We start from the raw sequence: 23,441 nt of genomic DNA on the forward strand, positions 1-23,441 counted from the left end.
CCAATTTTGCATATGCTCAGCTGTTCTGGATGGAAGCCAGCTGACTGGTGAGAAAGCTGCTGGTACTTTGCAGTATAGCAACCGTTTGATCCAAAGCTGTAAATTGAGCGATCAGTTTTTTCTCATAATCATCCAGGCGCAGTTCCGCCCGCTCGATCTGAGTCTGCACATTGTCCTTCTGATTGTTCAGACTTTCATCTTTGGCTTCGATAACCCCACCGACATCCAGCAACAGATCGGCGTAGTTATAGAAACGGTTTGCAAATCCTGTGGTTTCATCGGTCAGGATCTGCGACACACGATCAAAATCGTTGACCAATGCATCCGCTAAATCGCTGCTATCGAGGGAGAGAACACCCTCTCTGTCCCGAGTGATACCGATCTCAAACAGGTAGGCATTGGCAGCATCCACTGTTGCGACCTGATTGAGGACATCGACAAAACCCTGTCTCATCCTGCGCAGGCTGCTGTCGCCACCCAATGAGCTCGCTTCCATTGCTTCGAACTCTTCCATCACCGTATTGTAGGCATCGACCAGCCCTTGGATCTTCTCCTCGATCCTGGTGTTGTCCCGGGTGATTCCGATTGAAGCACTGCCGGCAGCCACCAGTTCAAAGGTAACGCCCGATACGGCCCCGGTCACTGAATTCGATGCACTATTGACGGTGAAACCATCTATGTAGAGCAGCGCATCCTGGGCTGTCTCCACCTGCTCGGCAAGGCCATCGCCGCCGGCACCGATATGGAATAGTCTGGAGAGGCCGTTGGCGTCGGTGTTGTTGCCGTCATCGCCATCCACGAAGCTGACTGAAATGGCGTTCGCCGCACCGGTCTCCTGACTGGTGAGGATCAAGCGGCTGCCACCACTCTCATTCAGGATGGTGGCCGCAACACCGGGATTGTCGGCGGCACTGTTGATGGCATCACGCAGATCCGCCAGCGTGTTGTTGCTGCCATCCACGGTCAGATTCATGGTCGAGCCATCGACAGTGATCGACAAGGTGCCCGTACCGACTGCGGTGTTGCTGTCGGCATAGGCGGAGGAAGCCAGCTTATCCCCGCTCGCCAAGTGGTCTACAACGATATCGTAACTCGACACCGCCGCGTTTTCATCGGCGCTGACGGTCACCACGGATTCGTCACTGGAGCTGGTGGAAAAAACCGCCAGACCTGTCGTGGTGGTCAAATCTTCCACAGTGCTCTTGAAGGTGTCGATAGCACTCTTGATCAGTCCATAGTCGCTGATCTGCTGATCGATCTCCTTCTCACGTGTGCGCAGCTGATCGAGCGGGCGCGACTCAATCTGCAACAGCTGATTGATAATACTGTTCCAGTCGCTCCCGGCACCAATACCTGAAAAGCCGATTGCCATGATTAGCTAAGCCTCACCAATTGTATGAGTACTACGTTTAAACCCTGTCATCCAACAAGACGCCCGGTAACAGCTCGTCCTGCATCTCCTCTATATGGGAAATAACATGCAAGATCTGATCCGGGGGTATTTGCCTGACCAACTCACCGGTATCGGAATCAATTACCCGGATTACCTGCGTTCCGGTTTCCTGATCGATACTGAACTCGAGATTCCGGTTGACAATCTGCGTCAGGTTTTCGACGTTGAGCGCCAGCTCTTTGCTGTCGATAACCAACGGTTGTTCAACATCCGCCGCCTGTTTCCTTTCCCCCTCTTCAGAAGAGGTCAGATTCTGTGTAACTGGACTCTGAGCAGTCTTGGAGACATCACGCTTATAGGCATACTCATTGGCCAAATTGTTGATTACGTTTGGCATGATCACACCCTAACCTATTTGTTCCGCTAAATCATGGGGGCGGCTGAAACCGCCACCCCCACGGTTGTCCTTAACTGAGCAGACCCAAGGCCAGCTGTGGCAGTGAGTTGGCCTGTGCCAAGGCGGCCACACCAGCCTGCTGCACGACTTGAGCACTGGTCATTCTTGCGGTTTCACGGGCGAAGTCCGCATCCATGACGCGTCCGGCTGCCGCATATTGTGCCTCTTCGATGGAAGCGGCTACGCGAGAGGCCGATGACAGACGGCTCTGCAGACTACCGACGTTAGCCAGTTCGGCTGCCACTGCATTGAGGTCTGTGTCCACCGACGCGATACTGCTGATGGTAGCGGTATGGGCAGGTGCGGCTGATGAGACAGCGATTGTCTGTCCGGCGTTGGCACCGACCTGAATGGTACCACCACCTCCGAACACTGCTGTGCCGTTGAAGGTTGCACGAGCCAAGGCGTCCGTGATCTCGGTTGTCAGGGCATCAAATTCGGTCGACATATAACCCTGCTGGGCTGCGGTGTAGAGACCGCTGGCATGTTGCACTGCGAGTTCACGCTGACGTTGCATCATGTCGCTGACAGTCTGCAGGGTAGCGTCTGCCACGCTCAGATAGGAGATGCCGTCCGCGATATTGCGCTGGGCGACTGTCATGCCCCGTGCCTGACCGGTTTGCAGCTGTGCGATAGCGAGGCCGGCGGCATCGTCTTTCGCCATATTGATGCGCAAACCTGAGGAGAGGCGCTGTACTGCGGTTTCAAGGTTGGATTGGGTGCGACCTAAGTTTTTCTGTGCCGCAAGGGAGAATACATTAGTGTTGACTGTGATTGCCATGATCTAATTCCTCTATCGAACCGGCGACGGCATCTATGCTAAGCGCTCTATCACCGGTGATTTGCATTTAGCGGATATACCAACAATTTTGGTATTTACCGCCTCCGATATTTGTAGCGGCCCCCAGCCATGGAACTTTAACCCGTATCACACTTTAAATAGCTGCGCCCCACCTCCCGTCATTCAGCGTTACTCATTGATTATACTTAAGTTTATGGGAATCACCGATCCACTTCCGTAAGGAAGCAATATCCTATGCCTTAGCTTCCCTAATTTTTCCGGAAAAGAGCTGTACGCGCATCGAATCCCCGAAGATTGGTTTCGACTGCCTGGTACGGGACGTTGGAATGTCTGCTGGAAGACAGGCAGGATCTGCAGCTCGACCGGAGTCCGCAGCGCCCTGCTGCTTAGAGATAATTGAAAAGTGAAAGACCTTGCACCATGTTGAAGGTCTGCTGTGCCGCCTGCAACGCCACCAGATCCTGTTCGAAGCGACTGATCGCCTCTGCGATATCCAGATCTTCGGTCTTGGAAAGCGCACTTTGCATGGTGAAGATGAAGTCTTCATTGATAAGGCGCTGTTGATCGATGGTATTCAGGCGCGCGCCGCCCCGCGCCCTGACCGAAACCATGTGTTCCTGAGCCAGTTGCAGATCGTCCATGAATGCGCTGTTCGGCGCATCTGCCTCCATGCCCGCGATAATGCCATGTACGGTTTCGAAGATGTTTCGTCTTCCGCCCGCTGCAGTCTCTATATTCATGAACACATCGAAGCCGTTTTCCCGGTCCTGAACCTGTCGGGTTGCCGAGATCTGCAGGGTTCTGATGCCCATGTCACCGCCATAGGCGAACACACCGTCGGCGGGATTGCCGAATGGAATGGTGTCGGCATCATAACCGGCAAAGATAAACTCACCGTCACTGTCCCGGGTATTGGCCAATGCCATCAACTCATCATTAAGCTGGCGCAGTTCTTCGGCGATGGCCTGGCGCGCGGCCGCAGAGTAGGTATCACTCTGCCCCTGTATGGCCAACTCCATGATGCGCGGCAACAGATCATCCACCCCCCTCAACGTGGCTTCCTGCAGTTCGAGTCGGGATTGAGCCCTGTCGGCATTGTTCTGATACTGTTCAACCTGGGTAATGGAGGTACGCAGATCGAGTACATAGGCAGCGCCTGGGGGATCATCCTTGGGTGTCAGGATGCGTTTACCGGTGGAGATCTGCATCTGCGCCCTGCTGACTGCAGACTGGCGTTCGAGCATGCTATTGATGCCCCGGTCGAACAGCATGGATGTGGAAATCCTACTCATACCTCTACCTCCTGACCGCGCCTATTAGAGTATCGAAGAGGGTGCCGGCAACCGATATCACCTGTGCCGATGCCTGATAGGCCTGCTGAAACTGAATCAGCTTGGCCGCCTCTTCATCGAGGTTGACACCCGAGATCTCCGCCATCGCCTCTTGCGAGCGTATCAACAGACTCTCCTGGGCTCCCAGATTCAGTTCCGCGTGACGCGTCTTCGAACCCACATCCGAGACCATCTGGATATAGGTCGCATCAAAGGTGGCCGTTCCGCCCAGTAACAGATTCTGGTTTTGCAGGTTCTGCAGAGAGAGGGCATTGCGATTATCGCTACTGCCGTTGGTGTTATTGCTGATGGTGAAACTATCACCATCCGCGGGCACGCCGGAAATAGCGAAACTGATGCCGCCGTAGGCGGTGAACTGGGCACTTGGGACCTGGGTACCGGCTATCGTCGCAGTGTTGAGATTGTCGTAGACGATGAAATCATCGAAGGGATCAACACCAGGTACCGAACCCGGATAGTAGACCTCGAAGCCGCTGGTCGGCCCACCCTGATCGTCATAGACCAGTTGTATATCGCCACCGGCCAGTGGCAGTCCGGCCATGGAGCTGTTCGCCGGCTGTGTGACGCGGGCATCACCACCATTCAGCGGGTTGCCGTTGCCATCAACGGCAGGCCGCACCTGCACGGGACCGCCAGCCGCCAGCCTTCTCACATCGTTGATCAGAAGATCGATATCCAGGGAGGCCGATCGGGTGGGCTGAATCAGGAAGGTATCCCCGGTTAACGCACCGGCGGCATTGATATTGATATCGAGGCCGTCAACGATATTGGATCCCGCCGCCAGCGTCTGGGTTGTTCCGGCGACCAGGTCTTGCAAGATAAAGTCGGCCCCATCATACGTCAGCTCGTAGCTGTTACCAGTCAGATTACTCACATTATCGTAGTCGACAGTGATGGAACTGCCGTTTCCCGGCTGGGGCAGAACCTGTACCGAGCTGGTACTGAAGAGCGCACCGCCGACCAAACCATCCAGATCGAGGCCCAGCTGGTGCTGGGTATTGAGCTGGTCTGCAATACCGAGTGCAACCAGCCCGACCCTGTCCTGGGTTGGATCGAGGATCTCATTACGAAACCTGAGTAAGCCGCCGATGGTACCGCCGCTGATCTGGTCGGTAATGATCTGGGTACCGAATGAGTAGTTGAACGTAATCTCCAGGTGGCTTGGATCGAGAGTGGAGGGCTGGGTGCCGAGCGTGGCGGCAGTGGTGTCCATCACCAGAGGCTGGCCCCTGCCGATGAATACGTTATATGCCCCATCGGTCTGTTGCAGGATCTGGATATCGACCTGTTCCGACAGTTCGTTGACCAACTGGTCCCGCTTATCCAACAGATCATTCGGGGTACTGCCGTAGGCGAGTTTGATGTCTGCATTGATATCGGCGATGTTCTGCGCAAGACGGTTGATTTCACCGACATTGTACCCGATCTGACCATTCATCCTGGTGCGGGTGTCATCGAACTGCTGATTGAAATAGTGGAATCGGTCTGCCATTGATTCCGCCTCGGTCAGTACCAGCTGACGGGCTGGAATCGAGGTGGGATCATCGGCCAGTCCCTGCAGGGCATCGAAGAAGTTCTGGATGGTCGGCTGGATCCCGGCATCCGGATCCGCCACCAGGTCATCGAGTCGCTGAGCCCCCTCATAATAGGCCCTCAACTCGGAAGAGACCGTCAGACTGGTGCGCATCTGCCCGGCAACAAAGGTGTCATACTGGCGCTGGATTTCCGAGCTCTCGACACCGGTCCCCAGATACCCGGCCGGACTCAGGAAGGGTTCTCTGGTATTAAAGTCGATCCGCTGACGGCTGTAACCCTCAGTGTTGACGTTCGAGATATTGTGCCCTGTCGTGTCCAAGGCATGCCGATTGGCAATCAACCCTGAGACACCGATGGATAGTATGCTCACTTAAATCGCCTCTGTTTCACTCTTTATCGACTGTCGGAGCGATCCCTTAAGCCGGTTGAGGGCGGTCTGCATCTCCGGCCCCTGCATCACCCGTACTATTTTTTCCGCATAGTCGGGATCGGTGGCGTACCCCGCATCCTGCAGTGCCCTGAAATATTCCGTGGCATCCTGAGTATTCTGCAGGGCATTTGTATAACGGGGATTCTGTCTGAGAAAAGTCACATAGTCCGTGAAACTCTCATCGTATGAGCCATAAGTGCGGAAATACTCTCGCCGGCGAACCGCCACATCCTGTTCAAACTCCAATGTCTCCTGTCTGACCCGGTCACCGCTCCAGCGCTGATCGGCTTTGATGCCGAACAGATTATGGCTGCTTCCGCCATCCGCGGACCGCATCACATGTCCCCCCCAGCCGGTCTCCAGGGCTGCCTGGGCGAGCAATGCCTCGGTGGGCAGTCCCAACGCTTGTGCAGCGCTGTCGGCAGCCGGCCAAAGCGCCTCCACAAAGGATTCTGGTGAGTCGATGTTGACTGACGGCCGATCTTCTGCAGCCGTTTTATCGGATTTCACGGCAGCCGTGACACGGCCTCTTGCCAGTACGGACGGGTGCTGCCAGTATGCCTCAAGTGAGGTATTCGGTTGCGTCTTCACGGCCTCCTCCACACCAAGCTGATTGCGCAGCAGCTTCACCATGCCGAGGCCACGTTGCTCTGAAAGGTGTAGGGAGAGCTGCTGATCGTACATATCGCGCACGAATTCGCTCTGTTTGCTCTCGAACAAACCATTGCCGAAACTGGCCTGACGCATCTGTTTGACCATCATCTGCACAAACAGGGATTCAAACTGACGTGCAACCTGATCGGCCGTTCCCGCCTGATCCTCACGCGCCTGGTGCTTCAGGGACGTAAGTCCCGAAAAATCATGATACAGGGCGGGAGTCGCAGTGTTCATCAGATCACCAACAGTTCGGCACGCAGGGCACCGGCCTCCTTCAAGGCCTCAAGGATGGCTACCAGGTCGCTGGGAGCAGCGCCCACCTGGTTGACGGCACGCACCACGTCATCCAGGGACGCCCCCGGATTGAACAGAAACATATGATCCTTGCCCTCTTCGGTAACCGTAACCTGACTCTGCGGCACCACGGCCGTCTGCCCTGCCCTGGCAAAGGGACCAGGCTGCGAGACCGCGGTCTCTTCACTGATACTGACTACCAGGTTGCCGTGGGAGACCGCTGCCGGATAGACCCGGACCTGACTGTTGATGACCACCGTGCCGGTACGCGAGTTGATAATGACTTTGGCAGAAGTCTTGCCGGGATTGACCTCCAGCTCCTCCAGCATGGAGATGAAAGTGACCTTCTGGCCGGGATCGATAGGCGCGTTGACCCGTATCGAAGTGGCATCGACGGCCTTGGCCGTTCCGGGACCGATAGTGAGATTGATCGACTCTGCCACACGCATGGCGGTGGTAAAATCCCCATCGTTGAGATTGAGGGTCAATAACGGCGCCTGATTGAAGTTGTTCGGCACTTCGCGTTCCACGGTCGCCCCGTTGGGGATGCGCCCCGCGCTGGGGATGTTAACGGTCAGCTTGGAGCCGTCGGAACCCTCCGCGCTCAACCCGCCCACCACCAGGTTGCCCTGGGCCAAGGCGTAATTCTTGCCGTCGGCGCCTTTGAGAGGCGTCATCAACAGGGTGCCGCCTCGCAGACTTTTGGCATTGCCAAGCGATGAGACAGTGACATCGATCTTCTGACCTACCTTACTGAAGGGAGGAAGGTCGCCATGCACGATAACCGCAGCAACGTTCTTCGGTTTCATATTGGTGCCGCTGGGTATCTGCACACCCAGCTGGGAAAGCATATTCTTGAGACTGTTTATGGTGTAGGGCGAATCGGTATCCTTGTCACCTGTTCCATCCAGACCCACCACCAGGCCATAGCCGATCAACTGATTGGTGCGCACCCCCTGGATAGAGGCCAGGTCTTTGATCCGTTCCGCCCATGCGGCCTGGCTGGCCAACAGAATGATTGAAAACGCGAAAATAACTTTGTGTACGAAAATGTTCATTGCATGACACCTCAGAAGGGCGAGAGCACACTGTTGAAGAACCGGGCCAGCCAACCCATGGAGTTGGCATCCGCCAAGGCCCCTTCACCGACGTAGGTGATGGTCGGATCGGCAATCCGAGTGGAGTCCACGTTGTTATCGGGTGAGATATCCCTTGGCCTTACGATGCCGGAGAGACGGACATACTCGGTGCCCTGATTGATGCCGATCCGCTTTTCGCCCCTGACATAGAGATTGTTGTTCGGCAGCACCTCGATCACAGAGACGGTGATTTTGCCGTTCAGGGCGTTACTCTGGGTGGCACTGCCATCGCCGCTGAAATCGTGACTCGAATCGAGACTGAAACCGAGCCCCACGTCTTTGTTGTTGGGAACCGGTACGAAGCCGGGTACGTTGAATTGCATCGACTGACCGAACAGAGTGGGATTGGTGACACTGTTGCTGGTGGTTTTCGCGGTGGTGGTGGTAGCCGATTTGTTTGCCTGGGTACTCTCAACCAGATTCACCGTCAGCAGATCGCCAACGCGCCGGGCCCGGATATCCTCGAACCAGGCCTGCTCATAGCCGGCCTGGTAAATAGCGCCATTACCCCTTGGGGCCGGTGGCGGCATCACGGGTCGAATCGGGGCGTAGGCGGCATCACGCGTCGGAGTGGTGTTATAGCATCCCGCCAACAGCGGCATCATCATAATCGTGATCAGTGTGATTGTGCGCAATCTATCCATCAGCCCCGCTCCTGTCACATTTGCTGATTAACATAGGAGAGCATCTCATCCGTGGTGGAGATGGCCTTGGAATTCATCTCGTAGGCACGCTGGGTCTCGATCATATTGACCAGCTCCTCGACAACATTCACATTCGAGCTCTCCAGTGCGGCCTGGATCAGGGTGCCGGTACTGTCGGTACCGGGTATCGTGGTATTAACACCACCACTGGCATTGGTCTCGCGATAGAGATTGTCACCGATCGGCTCCAAACCTTGTGGGTTGACGAAATAGGCCAGTTCGATCTGACCGATCTGGGTCGGGGTGTTGTTACCTGATACCAACGTCGAGACCACGCCGTCCGAACCAATGGTCAGACTGACGGCGTTGCTTGGCACGGTCATCGCCGGCTGCAGCTCATAACCGTTGGGTGTGACGATGTTGCCGTCGGCGGTCAGGCTGAAGGTGCCGTCACGGGTGTAGACGATGTTGCCGTCGGGATGGAGTACCTGAAAATAGCCCTTTCCCTGGATGGCCACGTCCAATGAGTTACCGGTCTGCACGATATTGCCCTGGCTGTGCTCCTTCTGGGTCGCCACCACACGCACACCGGTGCCGACCATCAGACCTGACGGCAGCTCGGTATTCTCGGAGGATTGGGCTCCTACCTGTCGCAGATTCTGGTAGATCAGGTCGTTGAACACGGCCCGGTCCCGTTTGTAACCGGTGGTATTGACATTGGAGAGATTGTTGGAGATCACAGCCATGTTGGTCTGTTGTGCATCCAATCCGGTTTTTGCGATCCAGAGTGCCGGGTACATAGTCTCTTCCTCGTACTTGATTAATCTGGTGAGTCATCCGTTGCCGTGCAACGTCTCAATAAAGTCTCTATCTGAATAAGAGCAATTTACTTGCCAACATCAGCTCATGCTCATGAGCCGGACCGAGGCGTTGTCCAGATCCTCGGCGGTCTTCATCATCTTGACCTGCATTTCAAACTTGCGCGCCAGCTCGATCATGGTGACCAGGGTGTCCGCCACATTGACGTTACTGCTCTCGATAGCTCCGGATACCAGCTCGGTTGCGGCATCCGCATCCGCCTCTTCGCCCTCCATCAGACGCAGCAGGCCATCTTCTCCCTTGAGCAACTGCTCCGTGTCGGGATTGACCATCTTGATGCGATCGACAATCGCCAGCGCCTCGGGTGTTGAACCTTCCGGCAAAATAGTGATAGTGCCGTCAGGCGCGATCTCCAGGCGTTCATAGGGCGGCAAGGCGATCGGCCCGCTATTGCCGATCAGCGGCAAACCCTCGCCGTTCGTCACCAGGCCGTTGGCGTCGACCTTCAGGTCGCCACGACGGGTGTAGGTCTCCGAACCGTCAGCCGCCTGAACCGCAAAGTAACCTTTGCCTTTAATTGCCAGATCGAGGGGATTACCGGTGGACTGGATACTGCCTTTGTCAAAGTTGATGTTGGGGCGTTCATCCAGCGCATAGACACGGGTCGGGTAACCCTGGCCGAATACGGGCATACTGCGGAATTGATTGAGATCCTCCATGAAGCCCGGTGTATTCACATTCGCCAGGTTGTTGGAGTTGCTGGCCTGTGCTATCAGGGTCTCTTTTGCCCCGCTCATGGCGATGTAAAGCATGCGATCCATGGGTTGCTCCTGTTCTTTAATTCAACTGGCGCTATCGCTTTAACTGGAACACTGCAAAAAACAAACCAAAAAATAATTTTGAATTGATGAGTTCGCTTCGCTCATATTCTTTTCTTAAAAAAACCCACGCGAAACGCGTACAAACCAATTCAAATTCCATAAAAAATCGCCACTCCCGCCCCCCGTACACTGAGGACAAAAGTGGCGACTACCCAGCCTACTTAACGGATATTGATAACTGTCTGGGTAACGGCATCCGCAGTGGTGATGACCTGCGCATTGGCCTGGAAATTACGTTGAGCGGTAATCAGATTGACCAACTGCTTGGCCAGATCGACATTTGAATTCTCCAACGCACCGGACTGTATCAGCCCGAAACTGCTGGTGCCGGCCTCGCCCAACTGCACATCGCCGGAGGCGAACGACTCTGCCCAACTGGTATCGCCAATCTGGCGCAGCCCTTGATTGTTGCTGAAACGGGCCATGGCGATCTTACCTAAAGGCTCTGACTGGCCGTTGGTAAAGCGAGCGAATACGACCCCCGTGCCATCCACATCCACACCACTCAAACGGCCCGATGTAAAGCCGTCCTGACTCAATTCATTTACGGAAAAGCCTGAACCGAACTGGGTTGATGCGCTGTAGTCAAAGGTCAGGTTGGTGATATCCGCGGCACCGCCGCCCGGACTGAAGGTATCGATGGCCACGTTACCCAGGGCATCCACATCCCCCACACCGGCATCCAGGGCGCCAGCCGTAGTGAATTGGACATCCGCAAAGGCGTTGCCACCCACGGTGACATTGACCCCATCCACGAAGGTAAAGGCATTCCACTGATTGTCCGCTACCTTGCTGTAGAACATGGTCGCGGTGTGCGCCGTTCCCAGAGAATCATAAATTGTGGTCGCAGTGGAATGATTGTAGCTCTGTGGATCCGGCGGGAAGGTAAAGGTGGGCGCTGTCGGATCGAGAGTAACCACCGGCGGCAGTTCCGCCGCGCTTAGATTGAGGGTTGCCTCGATATTGCTGGTGGGCTGGGGTGTACCCGAGACCACAGGTAGATTCAGATCAGAGGTATCGCCGGTATTGAACAGAGTTCCGGTAGTACCGATACGGGGAAAGATCTGCACCCTTGAACCGGTATGATCCACCACGTTTCCATCCCGATCCACACTGAAGGCGCCGGCGCGGGTATAGGTTACGTCACCCGCTGTATCTTCCATCACGAAGAAACCCTCTCCGTTGATCGCCAGGTCCAGGTTGTTGGATGTGAATTCTGTGCTGCCCTGGGAAAACTGCTGCGCAACACGGGTCACGCGAACACCCCTACCCGGTACAGAACTGCTGACATCACTGATGGAATTGGCATAGATATCAGCAAACTCGGCACGCGACTCTTTGAAGCCGACCGTGCTCGCATTGGCGATATTGTGACCGGTTACATCAAGATCGGTGGATGCCGCATCCAATCCACTCAGAGCAATACGAAATGCCATCTCTATTCTCCTGTCTCTTCTCTATATGCAATCAACGCTCGTTGCATTGATGCTGATGTTCTATTGAATTTGCGCCACGTCATTCATGGAGATCTGACCAAGTCCGCCCAGATTGAGCTGAACACCACCGGGCCCACCCAGGTTGACACTCTCGACCTCTGCGGATACCAGCGTGCTGGGAGCCATCTCCGCATCATCCACGTTGGCAATCGCGCTTATCTGATAGAGTCCGTCGCCTACATAGTCGCCGGCATCGTCATAGCCATCCCAACTGAAGGCAACCTGCCCGGCCTCATGGGTGCCAAGCTGCAGTTCACGGACCAGGGCGCCGGACTGATCGGAAATCAGCACCCGGACATTGCCCGCCGAGGAGGGAAGCACGACGCTGCCCTGCAGCGGCTCGCCATTCGCCAACGCTCCGACACTGCTCTCAACCAGCACATCACGACCAACGAGATTGGCCGCTTGCAGGGCCTGATCGGAAGTCAGCGCGCTTCGCAGTTCATTGAATGAGTTATTCAGATCATCGATTCCCGACACTGTGGCGAACTGGGATACCTGAGTCGCCATTTCGGAGTTTTCCATCGGTTTGAAGGGATCCTGGTGTGTCAGCTCGGTCACCAGAAGCTGCATAAAATCCTCCAATCCCAGCTGACCCTGCTCCTTTTCCTGTTTGATGCTGTTGTTGGTCAGACCGATATCTTCATACAGATCGTATCGATTCGTGATGGCTGTCATGGCTATCTCCTTACTGGCCCATACGCAGGGTGGCGAGCAGTAGTTGTTTGGCTGAGTTGGCCACTTCCACGTTGCCCTGATAAGAGCGTGAAGCGGAAAGCATGTTTGCCATCTCTTCCACCATATTCACATTCGGGCGAAAGATATAACCCTCCTCGTTGGCGAGGGGATGTTGCGGCGAGTATTCCTGGACCAGCGGCGCCTGGCTTTCGACCACACCCACCATACGCACGCCACTCGCTGCCGCGTCGGGGTTGGACTGATCCAACAGGGTCTGGAATACCGGCTGCCTGGCCCGATAGGTCTGGTCGATACTGCTACTTACCGCATCGGCATTGGCCATGTTGCTGGAGACCAGATTGAGACGCAGACTCTGTGCGCTCATACCCGATGCAGCTGTATCAAAGATCTTGAATAGAGACATGCTCATTCACCCTTTATCGCTTTACGTATGCCACTGATCTTACTGTTGATGAAACTGAGACTTGCCTGGTACTCGATCGCATTGCCGCTGTACGCCACATGCTCACTTTCGGTATCCACCGTATTGCCATCCAGAGATGGTTGCATGGGGGTGCGATAGAGTAGTTGCGAAGGAGGCACGGGGCCTGTTTCAGGTTGAATATGACGACTGTCAGTGGTTCTCAATCGAGTGGAACTGTTCATTTCACTGTTCAGAAGCGCCTTGAAATCGAAATCCCGGGCCTTGTAGCCCGGCGTGTCGGCATTGGCCAGATTCGCGGCAAGGACCTCGGCCCGCTGTGAACGCAGCACCAGTGCCCTCTCATGTATTCCAAACAGGTCGTCAAAGTTCATGGATAGCTCCACAGCTCTCTTTGCCACTGAAGATGCAGGGAGTGTGCCAAACTTGCAAACCGCTGTTAATTTATAGCGAATGTCCGCTTTACAGGCTTGGCCCATCGACGCCACATAGTGTGCGGCATCCAATCGGAGTAGCAGGATAGAGGCCGCCAGGGCCAGCTCCACAGAGGGTGGGCTATTTCAGTGCCGGGAAAGCGAGGCCAACCCATAGCGAAAAAGCCGGTTAGCCGATAGCCGTGAGTAGCGCCTACCGACCAAGCCACGCAGGCGAAAACCGGTTAATCAAAACAGGAATGCGGCAAGCGGGTGCCGCAATACGGCAAGCATTGCCGTTTAGGATTTCAAGCGATATGAGATACCGCCATGTCCCACCTTCATCTCAAAACGAGTCGTCAGCTGGTTGATCGACTCAGTGGACCCCAGAAACAGGTAACCCCCTGGATTCAGCGTGTTAGCCATCCTATCGACGATATCCCGCTTTAGTTCATTGGAGAAGTAGATGAGTACGTTGCGGCAAAAAATCACATCGAATTTCCCAAGACCGTGATAACTGCCCGCCAGGTTAAGCGAGCTGAAGCTGACACGGCGTTTGATCTCAGGCTTTACTTCAAGGCAACGCTCCTTTGCCAGGAAGAATCTCTTTTTCTGCTCCGGAGTAAGGCCTCTTTCAACAGCCAGACCGCAATAGAGGCCTGAACGCGCCTCATCCAACATCTTGCTCGAGATATCCGTAGCGGTAATCTGCACCGGCTTGGCCGAGGGTTTAAGGCCTTGATACTCTTCTGCGATCATACTGATGTTGTAAGGCTCCTGACCGCTCGAACAGGCGGCCGACCATATACGAATCGAGCCCCCTCGTTTCAGGTTCAGGTCGGGCAGGATGGTCTCTTTCAAGAGGATATAGTGGCCGATATCCCTAAACCAGAAGGTTTCATTGGTGGTCATGGCATCGATCACCTTCACCTTCAGGCGTGAATGGGCAGGTGACCGAATCAAATCAAGCAAGGCGCCCAGGGAATCGACCTGCGCCTCCTTTATAATATTATTCAGTCGGCTGGCGACCAGATACTCCTTCCCACTACCCAGCAATATTCCACATGCCTGCTGCAGAAATGACTTGAACGCCTCATAATCCGCCGGCGATATCGTGGCTGACCGATGGTACATTTTTATTAAATGTTCTTATTAAATTATCAGATATAGTGTTAAACCAAGCTTTTGAGACGCTCGGTCACCCGGCCGACCAGTTCATCCGGCATGAATTTAGCGAGAAAATGGTCGGCACCCACTTTTCGCACCATGGTTTCATTGAATACCCCGCTCAAAGAAGAGTGCAGAATGACATACAGATCAGACAGTTTAGGATTTTCCCGTATCGCCGTCACAAGAGAGTAGCCATCCATTTTCGGCATTTCAATATCGGAGATCACCATTGCCAACCAGTCATTCAGGTCTCCCACTTCAGACCACTCCAGCAACAAATTCAGCGCCTCGCTGCCATCTTTCGCCTGCACGACCTCTATGCCCATTTCATTCAAAACTTTTTTGATCTGATTGCGCGCCACCATCGAATCATCAACAACCAGTATCTTTAACTTACTCAAGTCGGCCCCTGTCTCCTCCACTGGTTGCTTCAATTCCTCATCGATACCCAAAACTTCACTGAGAATTTTCTCCACATCAATGATCTCAACCAACTGATCATCGATATTCGTTACCGCGGTCATGTAGCTGCTGCGTCCCAGGCCCTTCGGAGGCGGTAGGATATCCTCCCAGTGAGTATTGACGATGCGCTCGACGCTAGCCACGAGAAAGGCGAGTTGTCGACGGTTATATTCGGTGATGATGATGAAATAGTCCGTCACATTGTCCATCCTGGGACCGCCTATGGCATTACTCAGATCCATCACAGGTATATTATTGCCCCTGAGTGAGGCCACACCGCGAATGACCGGATTAGAACCGGGCAGTTCCGTCAGCTTCGGGCACTGCACGACTTCTTTCACCTTGAACACATTGATGCCAAAGATCTGACGCCCCTGCAGGTGAAAGAGCAGCAATTCCAGTCGGTTCTGTCCGGCTAGTTTGGTTCGTTGATCGACACTGTCCAAGACGCCAGCCATGGTATAAAACCCCACACATTGAGAAACCCATCATAATGAGTATGGCGGCTTGAACAGAGCGACCTTTAGTATTGTCCAGTCAACCTAAGTCTTTATGTGGCTGGAGAAATTAAATCCCATCCACAGCAAATCGCAGACACCTCCCGGGCCATAATCCGCAGTGAAAAAGCCAACTAACCACCTGATTTAATTTGCTTGGCGTCATCCAGGCGATATTCGACCAAGGCACATCCCCCACCTGTTAAATTCACGGCATGGCGATTGCATGTATTTAAACAGTCAATCGAGAGACTATTATCATGATGCATGGAAATGTGACATTTAAGGCGGTTTTGGGGCTTCTCCTGTGTTCGGCAGCTGCGATCAGTCATGGGGAGAGTGGGCGCCATCAATCCCATCACTCAATCGTTGCCGCGGTCAAGGACTATCTGCTGCAGACAGTCGCAAATCAGAACAAAGATGCAAAAATAGTCATCACACCGCTGGACCATCGCCTTAAATTGCGGCAGTGCGATACCCCATTGAAGACATTCAGTCCGCCCGGTGGCAGCAAAATGGGGCGTACCTCGGTAGGTGTACGGTGTGAAAGCCCGGCGCCCTGGTCACTCTACGTCTCCGCCAAGGTCGGTCTTGAACTGCCGGTGGTAATCGCGAAACGGGACCTTGCAAGGGGCCAGGCCATCACAACAGCCGACGTGAAACTGGAAATCTCGGATACTACACATTTATTGAGGGGTTATTATGAGTCGGTCGACCAGGTTTTGGGCCGAACATTGAAGCGCGCACTCCGCAGGGACAAGGTCGTTACACCTACCTCACTGGTAGTCCAAAAGACCGTAAGCAGAGGCGAGCAGGTCACCATTCTGGCAGCCGCAGGCGGCATCGAAGTGCGCATGCAGGGTAAGGCAATGAAAAACGGCAATCCGGGCGACCTGATACCCGTAGTCAACGTAAAATCAAAGAAAAAGCTGCAGGCAAGAGTGATTTCGGAAGGATTGGTGAAGGTAAACTGACTGCTGATCAGGGTTGCATATCAGGGAACCTAAATCGTCAGACAGGGGCTTAGCAACTCGGGCCTGTCAACACTAAAGTAACAGTGCCGGATGTCGATATTCTAAAGTAGGTAACAAAGGTAACAGAGGATGAGTCATGGCCGTTGAAATCAATAGTCTCTCTAGCAGTAATCTGAAGGGTACGGGAGACAGCGGTCTGGTGACACGGTCCGGTTTGCCGGGCGGCAAACGTTCTGCAACATCGACAACCTCCACCCGCAAAGACCGTTTTGACATGACCGGCTCCGCCGGTAAGCTATTGGAATTGGAGGCACGGATTGCACAGATGCCTATCGTCGATGCGCAAAAGGTCGAGGCAGTTCAGAAAGCGCTTGCCACCGGCAGTTTCACCATCGATCCGCAAACCGCAGCCGATAAGATGCTGGCGATGGAACTGACACTACCCTGACTGCCATGAACAATCCATCAGAAGCCTGCAGTGCCTTCATCGAAATTCTGCATAACGAAATCGAGCAGTCACAACGACTGCTTGATTTGCTGCGCACAGAATACACCTTACTGCAAAAGGGATCGCCTCAAGCCTTGCAGGGGTTAATTACAGAGAAAAGAGAGCAGCTGAAGCAGGTCGAGGCCGCTGTAGCGACCCATAACCGGTTCCTGGAGCAACAGGGATACGGTACTGATAGGCAAGGAACTGAGACCTATATCCAGCAATGCAGTAACCTTGAATCAACATCCGAGACCTGGCATCGATTAATCACCCTGCTGGAAGCATGTCATAAACAGAACGAAACCAATGGTGGTGCGGTTCAACTCAATCAACGTCATGTCTCGCAAACGCTGGATATCCTCAAGGGCATCAGTCAGCGGGATAAAACCTACGGCCCCTCAGGCGAATCGAAACCCAACTCCACCTCGAAATCATTGGGAAAGGCATGAGCCTGCCTCAAGCCATCATCGGAAGCCAACATTTAGGGCCTGTTAACACTCATCCAATCGTCCCTAATACCATCCAGGCAATCAGCAGCGTTTCCTTAACTTCGGCATATTTCCGGATACCCTAGCTGTAAACGTTCAAGATCCTGCGGTCGATCCAGATCCCAGAGTTGCGGCAACTCACGCCAATGCCATCCCAGACCAGCGAGGGCCGCCCTGGTCGATGCCGCCACATCCCCACCTCCCCAATGGTGTCCCTGGAAAAGATCCTTATGATAGTTATTCAGACCCAGCAGGACGTAACCTCCATCCTCTGCAGGTCCCAACACTGCATCTTCGCCATTGTCCAACCAGAGAAAAGTCTGGTGTATATGGCGAGCAGTCAAGGCAGGGCAGTCAACACCGAGAAGAGCCACATGGCGATGGCGGGTAAGAGCTGTTTTTGCCGCAAATCCCATGCGTGCACCCAAGTCATCACCCTGTTGCAGATAGATCGGCAGGTCATACTCAGCCTCGAGTTGCCGCCATAGGGGATGATCCCTCCCCGACGTTACCCAGAGTTCTGTCGCAAACGGAGTTTGATTGCAAGTCCAGTCGACCAACCGTGCCAAGAGCCGGGTATAGAGCCGGGTTGCCTCATCCTCGCCAAGTGCAGGTATCAGACGTGTTTTCACTGAACCAGGATATGGCGCCTTGGCGAAAATCAGAATTGCACATTGATCCATGGTTCGTTCAACCCGGAACCAGGGTATAGAGCCTGGCAAGATGCTTTGGCTTGACACCTAGCCAATAGGCAAAGCGCAGCATCCACATCAAGAGCATGGTGCGTACAATTCCCTTGGATTCCCAGCGGCGGCTGGACGTTACAAGGGGGCCATGCAAGCAGACCGGGAGGGCAAGACGCTTCAAGCGTCGGCTGATCTCTATATCCTCCATCAGCGGTTGCAGGGGAAATCCCCCAACCTGTTCAAACAGACGACGGTGAACAAAGATACCCTGGTCCCCGGTTGCAATGCCACTGATACGGGAGCGCCAATTCATCATCCGTTCAATGACCCGAAACAGGGAATGAGAACCGCTCAACCTGATATCAAAGCGTCCCCACGATGGCTTGGAACCGACCGCCGCCAGGATCTCACAATCCATACCATCGCTTATCCGACTATCGGCATGCAGAAACCAATAGACATCTCCGGATGCATGCAAGGCGCCACTATTCATCTGCCGCGCCCGTCCCGGTGAGGCATGCAGCAGTCTATCCACATAGGATTCCATATTGCCAATCAAACCCTGATCGCTGCTGCCACCGTCAACCAGAATCAACTCATGACCAGCTGAGCGCATTGCCTGCAGATCGAATAGGCAGCGCTGCAACCCCTGCCCCTCGTTCAGGCAGGGGATTATGATGCTTAGCATCCGAGTATCGCTGTCTGGACGATTACTCATTCAAGGCACCACCACAACTACTGCCTTGACCCGCGGTACAGCCATAACAATGTTCAGCAACCTGGATCTGCAGCTCTTCGAGTTCACAATCGAACAGGTCTCTGAGTCGAGGTCGCATACTGCGATCTGTTTTGAGATGTATCTTCAACATCTGATTAAAATCACAGTCGTAAAGAAAACCGCGCCAATCAACGCTCAGTAGCGAACGGCACATGACATATTCGAGATTGCCAGGCTGATAGGCATCCCGCAACAACTGCAGATAGCTGTTGAATTCACCTTTGGACTTCAGATAGCTGCCAAAACGCTGGATCGGCATATTGGTAATCGTCATCAGTTGATTGAAATGGATGCCATATCGCTCAAGCAACTGCTTTCTGTATTCTGCTTCGAGTGGAGCCTGAGGTGGAGGCAGACAGGGCCCGAGCGGGTTGTATACGAGGTTGAGCTGTAAGCCACTCTCAGGCATGCCGTAACCCAGACGATTAAGCTTGAGCAATGCATCGATACTTCCGGCATAACTTCCCTTGCCACGCTGCTGGTCTACATTCTCCTCCAGATAGCAAGGCAGTGAAGCGACGATTTCGACCTGATGCCGGGCCAGAAAATCGGCCAGGTCCTCCTGCCCTTTTTCCAGCAAGATAACCAGATTACAACGATCGATCACCTGCACGCCCAATTCTCTGGCCTGTTTCACCAGGTAGCGAAAGTTTTCATTCAGCTCCGGTGCGCCACCCGTAAGGTCAAGCCGCTGCAGCTGTTTTCGTTGCAGGAAAGTCAGTACATCCTCGACGGTACGCCTGTCCATCTCCTCCTTCCTTTTAGGGCCAGCATTCACGTGACAATGGACGCAGGAGAGATTGCAGCGAAATCCAAGATTGACCTGGAGTGTTTCCAGCTTTCCCCGACTGATGGAGGGGAATGTACTGGGCTGTAATAGATGGGTAGTTTCAAGCATGGTTGTTCCCGATTTTTTACACTAGGCACCGTCCGAATCATACGTATCAAATGCCGTTACAGATTCGTTATGTGATGCAGCACACAAACCACATCAGTCGAGGGGTGAACAAGCAGATCATAACATATTGTTTTATCTAGTTTTAACCAGATTACACCATGATCACACAGGAGATCACCTGAACCATTTCACCCGCTTGGGCTCAAATTTTGTAACGCATTAATTAGTTTCTGCTAATTAACTTATATAGCGTCATCTTAGTTCAAGGAGTAAACAGATGTTACCCATACTATTAGGCCTGGTTATCGCCATGTTGTTCGGTCTGATGTCATTCTTTATCTACGGCCTGGATGGATTGGTCAACTATACATGGATCGATACAGTCTTCTGGACGTTGATTGCTATCGGGGCACTTATTACCCTGATCAACGAGGTTGGTCAATGCTTGGCATGTCGATTTAAACAACTGATTTCAAATCGACGATTCAACAGATACTGTAGTGATTTGGCTTGCGCACACTAAAGCACCCATTCCACAGTTTTTCCATCATCAGGCTCGGACATCAAGGAGAAACCGAAAAACCCCGAACTGGTCCAATAGCCGTTATCACAACCATACGCAGCAGCGAAGACAAGACAACCTTTGTTGAGATGCATACCAAATGGTTACACCGAAATCGGGACTTTATGGGAAAGAACCATATATTTCTCTATCGATAGGATCACGAACCACTACCCGGGTACTTCCAATACGCCGGCAACACGAGCCTGATCACGAGCAGATGAATTGGACTGAAACATAGCAAGGACTGCAAGGTCAATGATGAAATCCATACTTAAGATTATCCAATAAGCCAGAATAGTTTTTTACATATCGATTCGGGACGGCTGAATTTTTCCAACAACAGGGCATCGCTCACTAAACCATCATGTCGATGTTGTACTAGCTTTTAAACTGAGCATTGTCTGACTTCGCTAATGCTTTTTTGCCTTGATTTGTAGTTCCGATTGCAAATCGGAATAGAGAAAACGACCGACAACGAGATTGCAGTCAAACCATCGCCATTCCTGTGGGTGCGGTTGTCGGCGAGCCACAACTAATTTTGGACAAAAAGTGTGGTTATCTTTTATACTCGGGTTGTGGGGTAGGGGTTGCGCAGTTGGATTGATTCGCTACGGCGGTCTTAAGTTGAAAATGTTCATCTTCATTCCGAACGGTATTGCGTCAGAAGTGTGGCAACGCGAGGGGTGGAATCAAATACTGCGCTGAAAATACGAGTCTTCGAAGTCTCGATCCAAGGGAGGAGATTAATGAATATTCGTGAGTGGCACGTGTTACGTGCGTCAGCCGAAAGTATTTATTGCGTCATCTGTAAAAAAAGACCAGTTGCCGTTGACCAAACCCACACTTACTCGCAAAGAAACCGGTGGCACCGACTGTTTGCATTCGCAACGAGTCTGTTGTTGCTGATCCCATTTACCGCACAAGCACTCATTCTCGACATCACACCGACAAGCACGACAGTCAACGAAGGGGACGGCATCATCCCCGGCGCTGTACGCCTTACCAGGGAATCCAATGATCCAGCGGGTGGCTGTATAGTCGCCGGTTTCATCAGCCTTGGTGGCACCGCAACTTTTAACGCCGACTACAACTTAGCCGGCAGCGCGCTTGATTTTGAAGTCGATTTACCCGCCGGCGCACCATCCGCAGAGGATCCAGGAGGGGTTGTCATACTCGATGATGCCGTGTCCGAACAGGATGAGACAATCATCATCACGATCAGTAACGCGGCGATCACCACGTTCGGTTGTCCTGCCGGAATGGTGATCAATAATGCTGCAAATACGATTATTACCATCCAGGACAACGATACAACCGCCTTGCAAGCGGTCGATGATACCGCGAGCACTTCCGCAAACACATCGGTGACGATAAATGTCCTGGCAAACGACACAGGGACCGGATTAAGCGTCAGTTCGTTGGGGACTGCTTCCAATGGATCGGTAGTGGACAATGGTAATGGAACGTTAACCTACACACCGAACGTTGACTTCGTCGGTGTTGACAGTTTCACCTACACGATTACGGATGGACAGTCCACTCTGGGTACAGCCACGGTAACCATCGACGTAACTGCAACAGCACCCATAACCAACGCGACAGATGATACTGCCTTCACGGTTACGGATCTGGCTGTGAGCATTAATGTGCTCGCCAACGATACAGGATCAGGGATAAGCATCTATTCCGTCGGAACTCCATCCAATGGCACGGCGGTAAACAATAGCAACGGAACGATCACATATATGCCCAACAGTGGCTTCGAGGGCGTAGATTCATTCAGCTACACAATCATCGACACCTCGGATGTTACGGCCAGCGCTACTGTAACGGTAAGCGTCGGAGCTACTAACTTGAGCGACCTTCCAACGCTCAACAATAACCAGCAGGCGGTCGCCGATAGCCTGGATGCGCTCTGCTCAACCGCACAAAGTGGAGAGCTTCAGGCTAAATGTGACGCCATCGCTTCATTGCCCGCAGACCAGCAGCTGCAAGTGCTTGATGAGATTGTCCCCAATGATCTGGCTGCGCAAGGAAGTGTTTCCGTTGAGATCGCAACAACCCAGATTACGAACATTCGTACACGTTTGGCCGCTCTGCGCAAAGGTGCGGCCGGACTGGCGATGAATGGCTTCCATCTTTCAATCGAAGGTCAGTCGATTCCGATCGGCACGCTCACCGATGCCGTGATCAACGAGCCGCGAGGCGGTGGCGCAAGCGCCGATGGAAATCCACGTTTTGGGATGTTCGTTAACGGTCGAATCAATTTCGGTGATAAAGACGCCTCCGCAAACGAGTCTGGCTTCGATTTCGACACCCGGGGGATCACCGTGGGAGCCGATTATCGGCTCAACGATCGACTGATCTTGGGCGGCGCATTGGGCGTTGCGACTACCGACTCGGAGTTCGACAATTCTGGTGGCAAGCTCGACAATAGAAGTAAGTATCCCCCGGCAAAGCCGGGGGCTTTAGTTGTGAACCGCTCGAAGCGGTCTGTAAAACGGAGCCTATTGGCTCCTTGAGCCCCTCAAAGGGGCTGTTACATCAACTGTAATTGATCAATCCTGCGGTCTTCCGCTTCCTGGTGCCGTATATACTCCCGAATCACCTGCTCATCCCTGCCTACCGTCGAAGTAAAATATCCCCTGGCCCAGAAATGATGGCCAACATAGTTCCTTTTACGACCCAGGTAGGTACGGGCTATGTGGATCGCACTTTTCCCTTTGATAAACCCAACTACCTGCGATACCGCATATTTTGGTGGTATCGATATCATCATATGTACATGATCAGCCATGACATGCCCTTCCTCTATCAAACTCTCTTTCTGCCTTGCCAACCGATGGAATACCTCTCCAAGCTCCTGCCTGATCTGCCCAAAAAGCGTCTTCCTCCGGTACTTCGGGATAAACACAATATGGTACTTACACTCCCATCTCGTGTGGCTTAAACTTTCTACTTGTCTCATGGTTTCTCCTTAGCGTGTTGCTTGGCGGCTCA

The 23,441-nt window shown here is 53.4% G+C and carries 25 protein-coding genes; 5 read left to right on the top strand and 20 right to left on the bottom strand.

Annotated elements, in window-relative coordinates; all coding sequences use genetic code 11:
- Nucleotides 1–16 precede the first annotated feature (16 nt).
- The 16 genes from fliD to AB8516_RS08540 form a co-directional block, all read right to left on the bottom strand.
- On the bottom strand, nt 17–1,372 hold the full coding sequence (gene fliD, locus AB8516_RS08465) for a flagellar filament capping protein FliD (RefSeq protein WP_369159804.1): 1,356 nt from the start codon (nt 1,370–1,372) through the stop codon (nt 17–19).
- 37 nt (nt 1,373–1,409) lie between these two features.
- Nucleotides 1,410–1,790: a flagellar protein FlaG gene (locus AB8516_RS08470; protein WP_108292065.1), complete on the bottom strand. Its 381-nt coding sequence runs from the start codon at nt 1,788–1,790 to the stop codon at nt 1,410–1,412.
- 70 nt (nt 1,791–1,860) lie between these two features.
- Nucleotides 1,861–2,631, bottom strand: coding sequence for a flagellin (locus AB8516_RS08475; RefSeq protein WP_369159807.1), 771 nt, complete (start codon nt 2,629–2,631; stop codon nt 1,861–1,863).
- Between the two features lie 407 nt (nt 2,632–3,038).
- The gene (gene flgL / locus AB8516_RS08480) at nt 3,039–3,944 is read right to left on the bottom strand and encodes a flagellar hook-associated protein FlgL (RefSeq protein WP_369159809.1); all 906 of its coding nucleotides are present in this window, start codon (nt 3,942–3,944) and stop codon (nt 3,039–3,041) included.
- 4 nt (nt 3,945–3,948) lie between these two features.
- The gene (gene flgK / locus AB8516_RS08485) at nt 3,949–5,910 is read right to left on the bottom strand and encodes a flagellar hook-associated protein FlgK (RefSeq protein WP_369159811.1); all 1,962 of its coding nucleotides are present in this window, start codon (nt 5,908–5,910) and stop codon (nt 3,949–3,951) included.
- Entirely contained in the window at nt 5,911–6,861 is a 951-nt protein-coding gene (gene flgJ / locus AB8516_RS08490; protein ID WP_369159813.1) for a flagellar assembly peptidoglycan hydrolase FlgJ, read from the bottom strand.
- Nucleotides 6,861–7,979, bottom strand: coding sequence for a flagellar basal body P-ring protein FlgI (locus AB8516_RS08495; protein WP_108292073.1), 1,119 nt, complete (start codon nt 7,977–7,979; stop codon nt 6,861–6,863). Before AB8516_RS08495 ends, flgJ begins: the two co-directional genes overlap by 1 nt.
- Nucleotides 7,980–7,990: 11 nt before the next feature.
- Nucleotides 7,991–8,704, bottom strand: a complete 714-nt coding sequence (gene flgH, locus AB8516_RS08500) for a flagellar basal body L-ring protein FlgH (RefSeq protein WP_108292075.1) — start codon at nt 8,702–8,704, stop codon at nt 7,991–7,993.
- 14 nt (nt 8,705–8,718) lie between these two features.
- The gene (gene flgG, locus AB8516_RS08505; protein ID WP_108292077.1) at nt 8,719–9,504 is read right to left on the bottom strand and encodes a flagellar basal-body rod protein FlgG; all 786 of its coding nucleotides are present in this window, start codon (nt 9,502–9,504) and stop codon (nt 8,719–8,721) included.
- A 99-nt stretch (nt 9,505–9,603) separates the two neighbouring features.
- Complete coding sequence (flgF, locus tag AB8516_RS08510) at nt 9,604–10,344, bottom strand: flagellar basal-body rod protein FlgF (RefSeq protein ID WP_369159816.1); 741 nt, start codon at nt 10,342–10,344, stop codon at nt 9,604–9,606.
- A gap of 221 nt (nt 10,345–10,565) precedes the next feature.
- A complete protein-coding gene (gene flgE / locus AB8516_RS08515) occupies nt 10,566–11,840 on the bottom strand; it encodes a flagellar hook protein FlgE (RefSeq protein ID WP_369159818.1) in 1,275 nt (424 codons plus the stop codon).
- Nucleotides 11,841–11,900: 60 nt separating this feature from the next.
- Nucleotides 11,901–12,578, bottom strand: coding sequence for a flagellar hook assembly protein FlgD (locus tag AB8516_RS08520; protein ID WP_108292083.1), 678 nt, complete (start codon nt 12,576–12,578; stop codon nt 11,901–11,903).
- A 10-nt stretch (nt 12,579–12,588) separates the two neighbouring features.
- Nucleotides 12,589–13,002, bottom strand: coding sequence for a flagellar basal body rod protein FlgC (gene flgC / locus AB8516_RS08525; RefSeq protein ID WP_369159820.1), 414 nt, complete (start codon nt 13,000–13,002; stop codon nt 12,589–12,591).
- 2 nt (nt 13,003–13,004) lie between these two features.
- Nucleotides 13,005–13,394: a flagellar basal body rod protein FlgB gene (gene flgB / locus AB8516_RS08530; RefSeq protein ID WP_369159822.1), complete on the bottom strand. Its 390-nt coding sequence runs from the start codon at nt 13,392–13,394 to the stop codon at nt 13,005–13,007.
- A gap of 339 nt (nt 13,395–13,733) precedes the next feature.
- Complete coding sequence (locus tag AB8516_RS08535; RefSeq protein ID WP_369159824.1) at nt 13,734–14,567, bottom strand: protein-glutamate O-methyltransferase CheR; 834 nt, start codon at nt 14,565–14,567, stop codon at nt 13,734–13,736.
- 38 nt (nt 14,568–14,605) lie between these two features.
- Nucleotides 14,606–15,523 carry a chemotaxis protein CheV gene (locus tag AB8516_RS08540; protein ID WP_369159826.1) on the bottom strand — a complete coding sequence of 306 codons (918 nt, stop codon included), beginning with the start codon at nt 15,521–15,523 and terminating at the stop codon, nt 14,606–14,608.
- 299 nt (nt 15,524–15,822) lie between these two features.
- On the opposite strand from AB8516_RS08540, the gene flgA reads away from it, so the two are divergent.
- The 3 genes from flgA (at nt 15,823) to AB8516_RS08555 (ending at nt 17,475) form a co-directional block, all read left to right on the top strand.
- The gene (flgA, locus tag AB8516_RS08545; RefSeq protein ID WP_369159828.1) at nt 15,823–16,536 is read left to right on the top strand and encodes a flagellar basal body P-ring formation chaperone FlgA; all 714 of its coding nucleotides are present in this window, start codon (nt 15,823–15,825) and stop codon (nt 16,534–16,536) included.
- 136 nt (nt 16,537–16,672) lie between these two features.
- Entirely contained in the window at nt 16,673–16,984 is a 312-nt protein-coding gene (gene flgM, locus AB8516_RS08550) for a flagellar biosynthesis anti-sigma factor FlgM (protein ID WP_369159830.1), read from the top strand.
- A gap of 5 nt (nt 16,985–16,989) precedes the next feature.
- The gene (locus AB8516_RS08555; protein ID WP_369159832.1) at nt 16,990–17,475 is read left to right on the top strand and encodes a flagella synthesis protein FlgN; all 486 of its coding nucleotides are present in this window, start codon (nt 16,990–16,992) and stop codon (nt 17,473–17,475) included.
- Nucleotides 17,476–17,570: 95 nt separating this feature from the next.
- On the opposite strand, the gene AB8516_RS08560 is transcribed toward AB8516_RS08555, so the two are convergent.
- From AB8516_RS08560 to arsS, 3 genes are read right to left on the bottom strand one after another with little or no spacing between them, the layout of a single operon-like run.
- Nucleotides 17,571–18,197 carry a TIGR04282 family arsenosugar biosynthesis glycosyltransferase gene (locus AB8516_RS08560; protein ID WP_369159834.1) on the bottom strand — a complete coding sequence of 209 codons (627 nt, stop codon included), beginning with the start codon at nt 18,195–18,197 and terminating at the stop codon, nt 17,571–17,573.
- A 7-nt stretch (nt 18,198–18,204) separates the two neighbouring features.
- Nucleotides 18,205–18,918 (bottom strand): TIGR04283 family arsenosugar biosynthesis glycosyltransferase, encoded by a 714-nt coding sequence (locus AB8516_RS08565; protein WP_369159836.1) that lies wholly within the window; start codon nt 18,916–18,918, stop codon nt 18,205–18,207.
- Nucleotides 18,911–19,876: an arsenosugar biosynthesis radical SAM (seleno)protein ArsS gene (arsS, locus tag AB8516_RS08570; RefSeq protein ID WP_369159838.1), complete on the bottom strand. Its 966-nt coding sequence runs from the start codon at nt 19,874–19,876 to the stop codon at nt 18,911–18,913. The genes AB8516_RS08565 and arsS overlap by 8 nt, the downstream gene beginning before the upstream one ends.
- Nucleotides 19,877–20,153: 277 nt before the next feature.
- Here arsS and AB8516_RS08575 point away from each other — a divergent pair, with 277 nt between their 5' ends.
- Nucleotides 20,154–20,399 carry a hypothetical protein gene (locus AB8516_RS08575; protein ID WP_108292103.1) on the top strand — a complete coding sequence of 82 codons (246 nt, stop codon included), beginning with the start codon at nt 20,154–20,156 and terminating at the stop codon, nt 20,397–20,399.
- Between the two features lie 938 nt (nt 20,400–21,337).
- Nucleotides 21,338–22,963, top strand: a complete 1,626-nt coding sequence (locus AB8516_RS08580; protein WP_369159840.1) for an Ig-like domain-containing protein — start codon at nt 21,338–21,340, stop codon at nt 22,961–22,963.
- Nucleotides 22,964–22,980: 17 nt separating this feature from the next.
- Here the strand turns inward: AB8516_RS08580 and tnpA are convergent, their stop codons facing one another.
- Entirely contained in the window at nt 22,981–23,409 is a 429-nt protein-coding gene (tnpA, locus tag AB8516_RS08585; protein ID WP_369157546.1) for an IS200/IS605 family transposase, read from the bottom strand.
- Nucleotides 23,410–23,441: the final 32 nt, after the last annotated feature.

It is taken from the genome of Candidatus Thiodiazotropha sp. LNASS1, from assembly GCF_964212655.1.
Lineage (GTDB): Bacteria > Pseudomonadota > Gammaproteobacteria > Chromatiales > Chromatiaceae > Thiodiazotropha.